This is a genomic window from Pseudarthrobacter sp. PvP004, from assembly GCF_017876035.1.
Taxonomy (GTDB): Bacteria; Actinomycetota; Actinomycetes; order Actinomycetales; family Micrococcaceae; genus Arthrobacter; species Arthrobacter aurescens_A.
The window spans coordinates 2751508-2765544 of sequence record NZ_JAGINL010000001.1 but is presented as its reverse complement, the minus strand read 5'-3'; the positions used below and the strand labels follow the sequence as shown (position 1 = coordinate 2765544).

The 14037-nt window shown below is 58.9% G+C and carries 8 protein-coding genes and 1 pseudogene; 4 read left to right on the top strand and 5 right to left on the bottom strand.

Annotation, left to right across the window (positions count from 1 at the left end):
• The first annotated feature begins 413 nt into the window (after positions 1-413).
• On the top strand, positions 414-2972 hold the full coding sequence (locus J3A64_RS23710) for a LuxR C-terminal-related transcriptional regulator (RefSeq protein ID WP_307807191.1): 2559 nt from the start codon (positions 414-416) through the stop codon (positions 2970-2972).
• 21 nt (positions 2973-2993) lie between these two features.
• The gene (locus J3A64_RS12345) at positions 2994-4247 is read left to right on the top strand and encodes an APC family permease (RefSeq protein ID WP_210064412.1); all 1254 of its coding nucleotides are present in this window, start codon (positions 2994-2996) and stop codon (positions 4245-4247) included.
• Here the strand turns inward: J3A64_RS12345 and J3A64_RS12340 are convergent.
• The 4 genes from J3A64_RS12340 to J3A64_RS12325 all read right to left on the bottom strand — a co-directional run bounded on the left by J3A64_RS12340 (position 4244) and on the right by J3A64_RS12325 (position 9066).
• Positions 4244-5530 (bottom strand): MFS transporter, encoded by a 1287-nt coding sequence (locus tag J3A64_RS12340; protein WP_210064411.1) that lies wholly within the window; start codon positions 5528-5530, stop codon positions 4244-4246. The two genes, J3A64_RS12345 and J3A64_RS12340, sit on opposite strands and share 4 nt — an antisense overlap.
• A 367-nt stretch (positions 5531-5897) precedes the next feature.
• On the bottom strand, positions 5898-6434 hold the full coding sequence (locus J3A64_RS12335; RefSeq protein WP_286176292.1) for an alpha/beta hydrolase: 537 nt from the start codon (positions 6432-6434) through the stop codon (positions 5898-5900).
• A gap of 80 nt (positions 6435-6514) precedes the next feature.
• Entirely contained in the window at positions 6515-7900 is a 1386-nt protein-coding gene (locus J3A64_RS12330; RefSeq protein WP_210064409.1) for a UDP-glucose/GDP-mannose dehydrogenase family protein, read from the bottom strand.
• The gene (locus J3A64_RS12325) at positions 7897-9066 is read right to left on the bottom strand and encodes a glycosyltransferase family 1 protein (protein WP_210064408.1); all 1170 of its coding nucleotides are present in this window, start codon (positions 9064-9066) and stop codon (positions 7897-7899) included. Before J3A64_RS12325 ends, J3A64_RS12330 begins: the two co-directional genes overlap by 4 nt.
• A 230-nt stretch (positions 9067-9296) precedes the next feature.
• Here J3A64_RS12325 and J3A64_RS12320 point away from each other — a divergent pair, with 230 nt between their 5' ends.
• Positions 9297-9902 (top strand): VCBS repeat-containing protein, encoded by a 606-nt coding sequence (locus tag J3A64_RS12320; RefSeq protein ID WP_210064407.1) that lies wholly within the window; start codon positions 9297-9299, stop codon positions 9900-9902.
• 58 nt (positions 9903-9960) lie between these two features.
• Positions 9961-10077, top strand: a pseudogene (locus J3A64_RS24125) (hypothetical protein); the annotation flags it as partial.
• Between the two features lie 320 nt (positions 10078-10397).
• Here the strand turns inward: J3A64_RS24125 and J3A64_RS12315 are convergent.
• The gene (locus tag J3A64_RS12315; RefSeq protein ID WP_210064406.1) at positions 10398-14015 is read right to left on the bottom strand and encodes an SIR2 family protein; all 3618 of its coding nucleotides are present in this window, start codon (positions 14013-14015) and stop codon (positions 10398-10400) included.
• Positions 14016-14037 lie beyond the last annotated feature (22 nt).

Below are 14037 nucleotides of genomic sequence, written 5' to 3'. Positions count from 1 at the left end.
TCGTCTTAGAACTTGGGGCTTAGTCGAAGGAGACCCGTTCGATCGGGCGGTATCGCCGGTTGGCGGAGAGGCGAGGGAGGGGTCGTTCAGATGTGTGTTCGATATCCAACTCATGGACTAGAACATATATCCACATAGGGAACTACACCCATGTAACTCACTCGCGGCTCTCCGTAGCGTGGAAGGTAATCCACCCACAGAACCGAGGGAGCATCCCACATGGGCCACCTGACCTCTGAACAACGCTGTCCCCTAGTCGAGCCCGGCGAGCACCTAATTTGGCCCAAATCACCACCTAGACACCCCCAAAAAGGTCTGTGCAAGGCCGTTTTGCCACCTAGTCCCGTTTTCAAGATCTAGCCTGCGAAGTGAGCCGCATGTCGGGCATCCACAAAAACAGAAGGCTAGGTCGCGTGTTCGATTCAGAGGTTCAACGAATCCTGGACTTTGTCGCACGCGGAATCGGAGTGAGAGTTGTCGGCGCACCGGGTAGCGGTAAGACGTCAGTCCTGCGCAGTGTCATGAGCAACTTGGAGAAGACGGGCGTTTCCGTTCACTTCATCAGTGGTCTCCGCACGCATCGAACCATCCCGTACGCGGCCATCAAAGGACTCGGTTTGGAAATCAGGCCAGGCCGCAGCGGTGTTTTCGACATGGCGGATGTGTTCTCGAGCAAGTTGGCCACGGCCGGCAAACACCTGCTGGTGGTTGACGATCTTCACTTGGTTGACAGTGAATCGCTGGCGGTCCTCGAGGCCGTGAGGCAGCGGTCGGATTGCCCTATGGTGGCCACAGCACCCGAAACATGGGTTTTCTCCAGAGGGCAGTTGGCCGTCCTTAACAACGGTCGCGAGGCGCATCTTCAATTGGATCCGCTTCACTACGAGCAAGTCCACCTCCTCATTGCACAGGTCCTTGGTGCCCCTGCAGATGCAGACACAACTGCCCGCATCCTCACCAAGTCCGCCGGAAACCCCCGTCTCATCGTGCGGATCGCAGAAACCGCCTCGCTCAGCAACCTTTTGGTCATGAAAGACCAGCAATGGTGCATGGCCGGCGACACCCTCTGGAATGAGCACCTTCGCGGCACTCTCGAGGCCCTGTTGGCTGAGCTGCACGCTGACGAGTTCACAGCGCTGCACATCATGGCGATTCTCGGCACGGCAAGGGTGGACGTGCTCCATAAGGTGATTCACCCGGATGCCCTGGAAGGCTTGGAACGCAGAGGATTCCTGTCTGTTCTGGTGGACCACCACAATGGTTCGATCGCTGCTATCAGCCCGCCAGTCATCGCTGACTACTTCCGCGGGAGCAAGAAGCTCCGGGACCGGAAACTCCTCCGCAGCAAGATCGCTGGCGTTCTCGAAGCTGCTCCGCAAGCAGCTTCGGAGAAGCCGGTCACAACGGACAGCCTCACACGCGTACTTTCAACTCTCCGCCTTGAGAAGGGCGACGACGACGCCATCGCCTCCCGCCACTTCCACGAGCACAACGCGGACCGCGAACGTATCCGCGGTGAACGTTGGGAAGCAAACAAGTCAGCGGCGAATGCGGCGGCGCTGCTCCGGATCTATTGGGGTGCGCCAGTGGATGTTGAACGCGCGAGCCGGCTCTGTACCGAAACTACAGATGTCGACGCAGATCCCAAGGATGTTCTCTTTGTCACCATCACTGAGGCCATGCTTGCGATCCACACAGGCCAGGGCCACAGTGCCGCCGTCGACATCCTCCAAAAGTTCGCGGGAGACAATCCCCACCTGAAAGCTGAAGTTGAGAACGCCATTCTGTTCATCAGCGCGTCTCACGGCAGGGTGCCGCCGGACACCAGCAAGGTGCCAGAGGCTTTAGAGGGCCGGGAATCAGGAATGGGGAGCCTGGTCCATGGGTTGCTGGAGCTATATCGCTTCAAACCGACCGCAGCCTTGGAAGCCGTAGACGGCGCAGGCGAAGATGACGCCTTTCCACATCTCCGCCTTTTCATACGCGGCTTCGCGCTATTCGCTGCCGGCCGGGTGGAGGAGTCCTTGGTACTTGCCTTGGACTGGCGGTCCGAAGCACGCAAGAACCTGGACCAGTTCGGCGTGGTCACAAGTAGCTACGTGGCCGCACATGGCCTGCTCTACCGTGGACATTTCGAAGAGGCCGAGTACCTCATGAGCAGTGTCTTTGCGATGGGTCGCCCAGGTTTCGTCGTCGACTCCCTCTACGACGCCATGCTCAGGCTCGCTGGGCTCAGGCACGCAACATCTGCCATTTTGCCTGAGCTTTCCATCGCCGCGCAGGCGCGGACGGAAGTGCCCGACGTCGGGCCGCTTCCCGGCGTCGGCAAGGGGGCTTACGAGCTCATCGCCCACAACAATGCTCAGCCCTCAGCGTTCGATCGCAAGGCCACGAGGCTCATCAGGCGACAGTTGAAGAGCGGCTACATCCTCGAAGCCATGTTGACTGCGCTGCTCTGCACGTGCCTATGCCCTGGCCGACCTGTTCTGGATCTATTGCAGAAGATCCTGCGCGATAGTGGGGTAGCGGTTCATGACCAGTTCATAGCCATTGCCACCGCGGTGGTTGAAGGTGACAATAAGTTGCTCGGGCTGCTTCTCAAGCACTATGAACCCGACATCGACACGTACCAAGTGGGAATGCTGCTTCGAGGAGCCCTCAAACGCCACGTGATCGACGGCGATGCCGCAGCGGCTGACGCCATGGCGCAGGCTTCGTCCATATTCGCAGTTCGGTTCCCGGCAACCAACGAACAGCTTTCCTTCAACTCCTTCAGAACCACACCGCTCACTGAACGGGAGATCGAGGTAGCCATCCTGGCCGGACACCACACCAATGTGGAGATCGGGGAACACTTGCGCATCAGTGCCAGGACAGTGGAGAACCACATCTCAAACGCCTTGCGGAAGACGGGCGCCACATCCCGCAACAGTCTTTTCATGCTGGTGGGGAATTCACTTCCGCCACGCTGACGCGGGATAGGCTGGGTTTTCGTGAGCAAATCTCCGGCTTTGGCCCGCCGACTGGGCACGTTCGACGCATCGCTGATCGGCTTAGGGTCCATGATCGGTGCCGGTGTTTTCGCAGCCTTCACCCCAGCCGCTGCAGCCGCGGGATCAGGACTGCTCATCGGTTTGGTAGTGGCCGCGTTCGTCGCGTTCTGCAATGCCACGTCGTCAGCCCAGCTCGCTGCGGCGTATCCGACCTCCGGCGGTACCTATATATACGGTCGTGAACGACTCGGCCCTTGGCCCGGGTTTCTGGCCGGGTGGGGATTCGTCATCGGAAAGACGGCGAGTGCCGCGGCCATGGCCATGACCTTCGCCGCCTATGCCGCACCACAAGGTTGGGAACGTGCGGTGGCGATTGCCGCCGTCGTGGTTTTGACCGCAGTGAACTATCACGGGGTGACGCGCACAGCCGGGTTGACCCGCGTGTTGGTGATAGCTGTGCTTGCTGCCCTGTCGATTGCCGTCGCAGCCGTTTGGGGTGGCTCAGGCCCTGACTTCGGCAGTTTCGTGGGGGAGGGGCTGTTGGCACACGGCTGGTACGGCATCCTGCAATCAGCGGGGCTGTTGTTCTTCGCGTTTGCGGGGTACGCAAGGATCGCGACGATGGGTGAGGAAGTCCGCGAGCCCAAGCGCACCATACCCCGGGCGATCGGCATTGCCTTGGGAATCACCATTGTCATCTACGCTGCCATAGCGGTTACTTTGCTGGCGGCTCTGGGCCCCGAAGGCGTGGCTGCTACACCGACGCCGTTGGCCGATGCCGTGAGTGCCGGCACCTGGGCGTGGGTTGCGCCCGTAGTCCGCGTTGGTGCTGCTGTAGCCTCTCTGGGTGCGCTGCTGGCACTCATCGCAGGACTTGGAAGGACGAGCCTGGCCATGGCCCGCGAACACGATCTGCCGCACTGGCTCTCCGCAGTACATCCCCGCTATAAAGTCCCGCATCGTGCCGAGGTCACGCTAGCCGTGGTGATCTGTGTAATTATTGCGGTGGCTGATCTCCGCGGCGCAATCGGCTTCTCATCATTCGGAGTGCTGCTCTACTACTTGGTGGCTAACATCGCCGCCTACACGCAGCCGTCCCAGGACCGCCGCTACCCGAAGTTCCTGCAAGTGGCGGGCGGTATTGCCTGCGTGGTCCTTGTTGTCACTTTGCCGCCTGTGTCTGCCGCTTTGGGTGTGCTGATGTTCGCGGTTGGCATTGCGTACAGGGTCATCCGGTTGAGGGTCAGCCGCTAGCTGATCACCTTGGCCTGGTTTGCAACCGGCAAGAATCGGCGAATCGCAACAGCCGAGACCACAGCGAGAACGCCGGTGAAAAGCCATGGCGAGCCTGCCGCCGTCGACGACTGGTCAGCAAACTCGTAAAGAGGAGCCATGGCCGTGTTTCCGATAAGGACCATGGCGCCGCCGCCACTGGCGAGCAGTCCGTAGTAGGCGCCGGTCGGCCGGCCACCGGCGAAGTCCATAACGAGCCTCATCGCCGTAGGAGTCGCACACATGTTGCCAAGGCAGAGCCCGGTGACGAGAGCCAGAGCGGGTAGTACCGGCACGGTTGTGATGGGTGGCTGGGTAGCCAGCACAGCGACCGCTGCGAATCCGGTGGCTTTCAGGCTCAGGCCCAAGGTGAGTGCATTGCGTTCACCGAACCGGCGCATAAGCTTGGCGATCGGCCACTGCAAGGTGACCGTCAGCAGCGACGCGTAGGCGAACACGAAACCGAGAGCACCGGCGTCGAGTCCGCTGCGTCGAAGCTCCACCGGTAAGCCGAAGTACAACTGGTTGTGGGCCAAAAGGCTGACACTAAAGAAGCATGCGAACGCCACAAAGCGCTTATCCCGCAAGCAGGCCAAAAGCTGGTGTTTCGGTACCGACTTGAGGTGGTCGTGTCCGCGCTTCCCGTCACGTGGCAGGAAGCGCCAAAAGATCAACGCCATGATCGCGAAGATCCCAGAGGCAACGTAAAGGGACACTTCGAAGCCGAAACCCAAGAGGAGGCTTCCGAGTAACGGCCCTGCCACTGCACCGAACTCACCGACGATCACCAGCGAAGCGAAGAGGGTGGGGCGGTGCTTCCCGGAAGGCGCTCGCCGTTCCTCAGCGGCTGCCACCAGGCTCTCGAGCGCCGGCGAAAATAATGCTCCACCGATCCCTGTGACGATTGCGCCCACCAGAAAGAGGCTGAAATTGTCGGCCGCGGCCAAGAGCAAGTAGCCGCACACCCGGACGATGCACCCCGCAACCATCGTGTACCGGGCGCCCCACCGGTCCGAGATGGCGCCACCCGCCAGGAACATTCCTTGCTGAGCGAAGGTCCGGGCTCCCAGGACGACGCCAATGGCAACTGCGCTCATGGCGAAGTCGTTGGCCATAGTGAGTGCAATGAACGGCACCACGGAATAGAACCCGATGTTGAAGATGAGCTGGCTGGACAGCAGAAGTTTCGGATTGGGTCTGGCCGGTGGTGAGCCCAGTTCCTCGGTAAGGAGCGGTGTTTCTGCGGAACTGGTGGCGGGTTTCATGAACGGCTTTCCTTGGCGGCGACTCGTTCGAGATTATCAATAATCGTTCTCGTTAACCCCTGTGACGACTTACAGCGTTCCGGCTGGGCACGGCCCCACCCGGGGGTTGTCAGGTGGGACCGTGCCTTTGTGCCTCATACGCCAGGAACGGGTGGGGCTCCCGTCGGACACCGGGACTCCCGCTCCAGAGGCACATGAAGAGACTATGGGCGGTTTCCGGCACTAGGTGTCAGAAACCGGCTACTAGGTGGCAGATACGACGCAATTAGGGGTTGCCCGAGGAAAATTAGGTGCTCCTCGGGACCGGCTAGGGGTTTGAGCCGAAGACGTGCGGTGCGGGAGGGGCGGCGCCGGCTGACCCAGCGCGCTAACCCTGCACCGAGAGACCTGCCGCAAACGCCGTCAGCAGATTGCGTCCTTCCTGCCAGTCCGCCAATCCGCTCGCTGAATTGATGTGCCCACGGGGACCGATATCGATCTGGGAAGCACCCCACGTGTCTGCGAACTCCCGTGAACGCTCGGGGGTGCAATAGGGGTCGTTCCTGCTGGTGACCAGGACGGTTGGAATGGGAATGCGGCCGTACAAGTCGTCACCGAAACGAGGGCCACTCTCAGGGTAATTGGGGCCAAAAGGATCCGGGACTGCTACAAGAAACAGCCCTGCCACGCGGCCTGCGTTCGCGAGACTCCACTGCGCAGCGACAAGGCAGCCCAGGCTGTGCGTGACCAAGACGGGTTTGGTATCTCCCACGGCCGCGTCCAAAGCTGCAACCCAGTCGTCGACTTCTGGCTGATCCCAAGAAGCTGGAGCAATCCGTTTCCAATCGGTGCTGGACCGTTCCCAGTGCGACTGCCAGTGGTCAGCATCCGAGCCGTTGATACCTGGAACTACCACCACGTGCATTGGAGCCTCCGAACTAGCCGTCGGCAACATCGTCCTCCCGAAGGGACACCGACGCTAGATGTGGAGGAGGTTCAGTCAGGTTAGCGTGCCGCGTGCTTCTTCCTATCCGCGCGCTTCGCCTCGCCGTTCTCCGCGGCAACAACCGAAGCGCCCGTCCCCAACCCGCGGACGGTCCACCCCGCACTCCGCCAGGCCTCAGCGTCCAGTACGTTGCGAGCGTCCAGCACCATCCGGCGTCGTACTAACGCACCGACTTCAGAAGGCGAAAGCGACACGTATTCGTCCCATTCGGTGAGCAGCAGGACCAGCTCGGCGCCTTCGAGGGCGCGCTTGGTGGAGGCTTCGAAGCGGATCTGTGGGTAGCGGATCCAAGCGTTGTTGATGGCTTTGGGATCGGTGACGGTCACGTGTGCGCCGGCTGCGGCGAGTTGCTGGGCGACGTCCAGGGCGGGGGAGTCGCGGATGTCGTCGGTGTCGGGTTTGAAAGCGGCGCCGAGGATGGTCACCGTGCGGCCGGACAGGAAACCACGGCACATTTCGCGGGCCACCTCCACGGCGCGGGAACGCTGGTCCAGGTTCACCGAATCAACCAAGCCCATCCACTCATCCACGGACGGCACAGAGAGTTCGCGCGCCTGGGCACGGAAAGAGCGGATGTCCTTGGGCAGGCAGCCGCCGCCGAAGCCGAGCCCGGCATGCAGGTACCGGTTGCCGATGCGCGGATCCAGGCCCATCGCCTCGCTCAGCTCGCTCACGTCAGCGCCGGACGCGTCGCACAGCTCAGCCATCGCATTGATGAAGCTGACCTTTGTGGCCAGGAAGGCGTTCGACGCCGACTTGATCAGCTCCGCCGTCGCAAAATTGCAGACCAGACGCGGGATGCCGGCGCAGATCAGCGGCTCGTACACGGAGTCCAACACGGCGGTAACGGGGGCTCCGGCGGCGGCGCCCTTGCCGCCGGGAACGCCATAAACCAGGCGATCGGGAACCAGGGAATCCTTGACGGCCGTGCCCTGGCGCAGGAACTCAGGGTTCCAGCCGAGCAGCACGTCCGAGCGTCGGGCCAGAACCGCGCGGAGCGTTTCCACCGTGCCAACCGGCACCGTTGATTTACCGACGACGGCGGCACCCTTGGCCAGGTGCGGCAGGAGGCTCTTCGTAGCGCCCATGAGGTAGGAGAGGTCGGCTGTATCGGATGTCTTGGACTGCGGGGTACCGACGCAAAGGAAGTGCACCTGGGCATCGGAAGCAGCGGCGAAGTCCGTGGTGAAAACGAGGCGGCCCGTGGTGCGGCCGTCTTTGAGGAGCTCGTCCAGACCGGGCTCGTGGAAGGGCGCCATCGCCTTGTTGAGCTGCTCAACCTTGGAAGAGTCGACGTCGATGCCCACCACGGTGTGGCCCATCGAAGCGAGCGTCGCTGCATGGACAGCGCCGAGGTAGCCGCAACCGATCACGGAGATCTTCATGAGGAGGGTCCTTTGCTGGAGGTGAATTCGCTGGGCCCGGTTGTTCCGCTGGGCACGCCGGAGATGACTTCGTAGTAGTGGCGCACCAGATCCGCGCTGAGGACAGGCCATGTCCGCCCCTGGACCGAAGCGGTTGCTGCCGTTGCGAACGCCCGGCGCTTGGCGTCGTCGCCAATCAGGTCCTGCACATAACCGCGCAGCTGGGCAAGGTTTCCGGGCTCATACAGCCAGCCCGTGCGCGAATTCTCCACGAGATCCAAGGGGCCGCCACGGCCGGTCGCCACCACGGGAACGCCCGATGCCATGGCTTCCTGGATGGTCTGGCAGAAGGTTTCGAACTCGCCTGGATGGACAAAGAGGTCAAAGCTCGCGACGGCCTGCGCCAGTGCCTCGCCGCCGAGGAAACCGGCAAAGTGGGCGTTCGGCAGGGCCGCTTGCAGTGCTTCCCGTTGCGGGCCATCGCCAACGCTGACCAGCTTGGTGTTCGGCAAATCGGCCAGCACAGCGAGATCCTCAACCTGCTTTTCAACAGCGAGACGGCCGACGTAGCCGATGATGCGGTGACCATCCGGCGCTACCGATCTGCGCCACGCCGTCGAGCGTTTTGCGGGGTTGAAGCGCGCCGTATCCACACCGCGACGCCACATATCCACGCGCAGGATGCCGCGCCCGCGCAACTGGTTCAGCGCGAACGTAGACGGCACAAGGGTTCGGGTGGCCAGAAGGTGGATGTTGTCCACACGGTTCCAGGCCCAGTTCTCCAGGAACGGCACGCCATAGCGGGCTGCGTAGCTGGGGACCTCTGTTTGGTAGATCGCGACGGTGGGGATGCCCAGCTGATGGGCGGCCTGCACGGCGCGCCAGCCGAGGACGAACGGGGAAGCGAGGTGAACAACGTCGGGGGAGAAATCGGCAAGGATTCGCTTGACCCGATTCACACCACCCAACGCAACCCGCACATTCGTGTAACCGGCCAGCGGCACCGAAGGAAGCCGGTGCACATACGCACCCTTCTCGACGCTCGAAACATCAGTGTCCGACGTCGACGGCGCGATCACCATCACCTCATCTCCGCGCTCCTGCAGATGCTCCAGCACCCGCAGTATCGAATGGGTTACCCCATTCATCAGTGGCAGGAATGATTCGGCGACGATTGCGATCCTCACGCCTACAACGGTGGTCGCGGTGGTTGGCTTTGTGGGTTCGAACGGGTGGCTTGTGGGGGAAGAATTGGTTAACAGGTGGGGGTCTGTTGTCGCAGCACTGTGATCAATGGCACCACGGACAAGGTCACGGTCTCGGTTCCAACCGACAACAAGGTGGGAAAATTGGCCGTGAACCCTATAACCAAAACCGTCTAGGTGGCGGCGGACAGCACCTCTCTCTTGACGCCTTTGTGAAAGTCAACAACGCCTCAACGCTCACTCAGGTCGCCGAGCAGCGGACCCCTACCCGAATCCGGGACATAGTGGTCAACTCCGCAAGCAACAAGGCCTACGCGCTCTTGGGCGGCAGGGAAGTGAATGTTGTTGAGGGGATCAACACCGCAACGGCCGTCTTCTCCGGGCAGGAGCCTGTTGATGCGGCGGTCAACCCCACCACTGGCCGGGAATGCCTCTCCAACAGCAACAGTGCCTCGGTGTCCGTGATCGTCGGCTCTGTTTCAGCGCCTGTCAGGAATGACTTCAACGGTGATTCGTTCCCCGATGTCCTGGCTCACGATTTCTCCGGTGTTCTTTGGCTGTACCCGGGCAACGGACCCGGCGGCTGGCTTCAGCGTGGCCAAGTGGGGCAGGGCTGGAACGCCATGACCGCCATGATTGCGCCCGGCGACTTCAACGGGGACTCGAAAGCCGACCTGGTGGCACGCGATTCCGCGGGGACCATGTGGCTGTACCTGGGTAACGGGAAGGCGGTTGGTTCTCGCGCATCCAAGTGGGGTAGGGATGGGAGGCATGAGCGCAATCGAACCCATCAACTTCTTCGGCGACGGCTTTGGTGACGTTGTGGGGCGCGACCGTGTCAGTACGCTGTGGCTTTATCTGTGACGGCAAGGGTGGATGTTGCCCCGCATGTGGGTGGGCTCGGGCTGGGCAGAGATGTCCGATAGTACCGTTGTCGGCGACTTAAACGGCGACGGCGTGACCGATCTGGCAGCCCGCGACAGTGCAGGTGCCCTGTGGCTCTACCGCCCATGGGAAGCAGCGGCTGGCTGCCTCGGCAGCAATCGGGCAGGGCTGGAACGCAATGGATGCCCTACTTGGCCCTGGCGACTTCGACGGCGACTGACGCGAGGACATCTTGGCGCGGAACTCAGCCGACGAGCTCTGGCTGTTCTCCGGCGAAGGCGGATACGCATTGCCATCAGCGAAGCGTGTGGGCACGGGCTGGGGCGGTATCACGGCGGTTCTGTAATCAAGTCGCTAAACACAGCCCCAGCACTATCGTGCAAAGTAGCTTAACGAGACCATGTGGGTCCGTGATGCCCACACGGTCATTAGAGCAACAGTTCTCCTTTTTTATCCACGTACCTCCGGTCGTTCCTACGGCCCGAATCCCGGAGTATTTCAAGAAGCTCCAGTCGCACTCGAGGCGCTAAATCCTCCAACAATAGTGGCAGAAGCTTCTCTGAAACTAGCTTTTCAGATGCCGTCCCAAGAATATTGGGAATGAAGGAAAAGCGATTGTCCTTGCCGAGATCGCTGATAAGCCAATCAACAGTCTCAGCGGGTACCTGATCGAGTGTGAATCCGGGAACCTTTGCCAGAACTTCATGCGCGACCAACCTGCGAACTTCGGAACGACCAGTTCCCAAAATCTCGATGAGCTGGCTTCGACCATCGTCATCGACCATATGCGAGGTGATCATGGCCGCATTTTGCCTCTTTTCCCATTGATCCCAGCCCCAGTCAGAAACGCGGTCCAGAAATTCCCGGAGGTTTGGGATTGAGGGACGTTGCATCGCAGGAGCCTCCGAAAAATCGTGAAAGCTAGCAGTCTCGGCTACTGCCGCTGACAACTCAAAATCGACACCGTAAACAAGATGAACGAACAAATCTTCGTTACCGGTCCAGTCCACCTCACAGCTGCCTAAAAGATCCAACGCCTTCTGACTCCACGAAGAATTACCACTAGGCAAGTCCTGCAGCGTCTTCATGAAGCCGATTCGGTCACCGCGAATATGCTGCCAAGTAGCAACTTCTAGTGCATCGTCACAATCGTTCAGCGAAGGTAAATGATTCGACCACATCGGGACTAATTCGACGATCCTGCAAATGCACCTGCGCGCCCACTTATCTTCGAAATTTGAGAGCAATTCTGCAGCGAGAAGCTCATTGTGGAGGAGTTCAAGAGACTTCGCGGCAGGCGTGTGATACATCAATTGTAGGTAGAGCGAGAACTGAGCCCCACGTACTTTGCGTACCACCGCTTCCACAAGAAACTTCAGGGCTTGGGTAGAACTGTCCGAGCTGCAGCGATCTACGACAATTCTGTCGGTGATGGTCGTTGACCGGTCCAAACACTCGTTTGCACAAATGACATCTACAATAGGAACTTCCCGCAGAACCATAGAGACGGCAGAGACAACCGCCGTGAGCTCATCATCCTCAGGAAAGATGCCTTCTTCTGTGGGGGTGATGGAACTAGCCTCGCTTAGGAAGGAGAGAGCTTCATCCTCGGATAGTGAATCGGAAATGTTCCCTAAGAACTGGGTGAGGTAGTTATAATCTAAGCACGTAGAAATTTGTTTTTTGAGAATAGCTTGATCTTCCGAGTTGCCCAAACACCATATTTTTCCTGCCGCCAAACCCCCTATCGAATCGCCCGATTTAGCTACTTCCCAGAGTTGGGGTAGCGAATCCTGGGTGACTAATAGTCCCCCGAATTCGCCAATAAGGTATAGCGGGTCGGTCCTGTCGGTCGACTCATTTTTCTTCACTAGAATCTGGAGTGCATGGTTTGTCCAAGTCACTCTGTCTGTTTCTATGTAGTTAAGACTACGCAAACCCATCCTTGTATCGACCTCGAAGATACGCTCCATTAGCTTTTCAGCATCGTCTTGTTGCAAGAAGCCAAGAGTCAATAAGAGGGCTTGGTCCCACCTCCGCTTACCGAAACAAGCTTCAGGCGCTGAGGCATCAGATGCGTAGAGGCTTGAAAGGCGATGAGCAGCGAAGTACTCCGGCAGGGAATGGTGGAAAAAGATGACTCTTTTTCGCGGCAGTGCGATTAGTATCTGCTCTTTGAGGAGCCAAGAAACAAGCTGACTAGCGGATACCTGCAAGGGTAGGGACCTTTTCAGCTGCACATGAAGGTCGGTGACGCTGAGTGTTAGGTCTCCTGACTCAATCATCTGATGACCCACAAATGATAGAATTTCTTCAAGTTTAATTACCGTGTTTAGTTGGCGTGAAGCGCGTTCTGAGTAGTGTTCCATCAATTGGGCGTACACATCATGAACATTTGTTATCTTGTTTGGGTCGATAGCCCCTTGCATGAACTGCTGGAAGAACATCGGTCGCTGAAAGACCTGCACAATGCTTGCATTCCGGTAGGTCGAGTCTGGTGCCCGCTTCTTGAGTTGTTCTATAACATACTCTTCGTGGATTGACTCGAGATGCGCACTGGGAAGACCGAGATCCTTAAGATCACTTGCGAATCGGGTCGTAATGACAATTGTGTTATCACCAGCCGCATCAATGAGGCTACGAATGTCTTCAGCAGCTCTCCCGCTTTCCAAGTGATGGGCTGGAATTTCATTATATGCATCTAGAAATATGGCAAGTCGCCCAGCATCGTAAAGCAGTCTGAAAGAAAGATCGTTTGGAAGGGTAGCTTCCAAATACTCCATTATGTCGCCGTCATACTGGTTCAGGGGTGCATAAACGGGGATCTGTGTGTCGCTAACTGTCGCAGCAGAATCCAAACAGACGTCTTCAAGGGCTTTGGCCCTCATGGTTACTGCCTTCTCGACTGCAAACGTTTTTCCTGCACCGGGAGCTCCGTCCATGATGCACTTTCCCGAGAAGCTTGAAAGAGCCTCCGGGGCGACTCGGCCGTGTAAACCCCGGAGAGGATCGGGGGACTCAAGGTTCCTGTCGCAGGTCAGGGTGATGGGGAGGGTCTCTTCAGGGGGGGTTCTGGCGTCGCCGCGGTAGCGGCTGCGAAGTAGCCGAGCATGTCTAGCCAGGGCAAGTGCGTCGTCACCCTTCGGCACTTCGTCATTCGGAGCTCCCGCATGGGAAGTTCCTTGCATTGAAGAAGTCTTCGCGGTTGTGAGGCGAGTTCCTACCTCTTCAAGCAAGCGCAAAAGGGGCTTGTGACGATCACCTGTGTTTTTTGCACCGGTATCCGTTTCGTAAGAGACAAGGTGAATACCGTAGTTGCGACGCCAATAGTCCTGTTCATCGCCGGTAACATCAGGCATTATCGCGTAGTGATCCTGCGGCGAGCCGCCAAAGTCCGACGCGATACTTTCCTTCAGGAGAAGGAAATCTGGGTCACGAAGTCCGAAGCCGATATATATAACAGGTCGGCTCGCTAGGAGCATGCGGTAGGCATTGAATACGTTGCTCCTTAAATTCTTGAGGTTGCTGTAGTCTTCGCGGGTTAATACAACTTTGGCAGTGTCTCCAATATCACCGTGTGGCTTGAAGATAAAGCGTGCTGCTCTGGCCTGCAGTAGATTGGCTACTTCCCAATCTTGAGAAGGTGTAACAACGTCAAAAACTTCTCCTGAACGGTGACGGCGGAGAGCTTGTTCAACAAGCGTGTCATAATTTGTAGTCATGTAGCAGGAGTTGCCCCACGACATGATGAGCTCATGAATTTCTGACGGCTCCGCTGATCGGCAGGCCTCCCGTAGGAATTCTGTTTTTTGCTGCTGAGTAAGCTTATCAAGTCCGTAACTGGCGGCTTGAAGAAGGTCGTTGTTATATAACTCGCGTTTTACCAGGTCGGTCGACTGGTTCAGGTAGTCGAGTCGGGCAATGAGCTGCTCAATCAGCTGGCGCCATGTAGGAAGCCCGGACCATACCGATATTCCAGAACCGACGAATATCACTGTTTCAGGTCTGCTCGCAACGTCCACTAGTGCGGGACTTAGATTTGCCATGTCTCACTTCTTCCGTGCGCCG

Bases quoted from the DNA above. Each gene is read 5' to 3' on its own strand.
- J3A64_RS12340 (WP_210064411.1), bottom strand. From the start codon at position 5,530: ATGAAACCCGCCACCAGTTCCGCAGAAACACCGCTCCTTACCGAGGAA.
- J3A64_RS12335 (WP_286176292.1), bottom strand. From the start codon at position 6,434: ATGCACGTGGTGGTAGTTCCAGGTATCAACGGCTCGGATGCTGACCAC.
- J3A64_RS12330 (WP_210064409.1), bottom strand. From the start codon at position 7,900: ATGAAGATCTCCGTGATCGGTTGCGGCTACCTCGGCGCTGTCCATGCA.
- J3A64_RS12315 (WP_210064406.1), bottom strand. From the start codon at position 14,015: ATGGCAAATCTAAGTCCCGCACTAGTGGACGTTGCGAGCAGACCTGAA.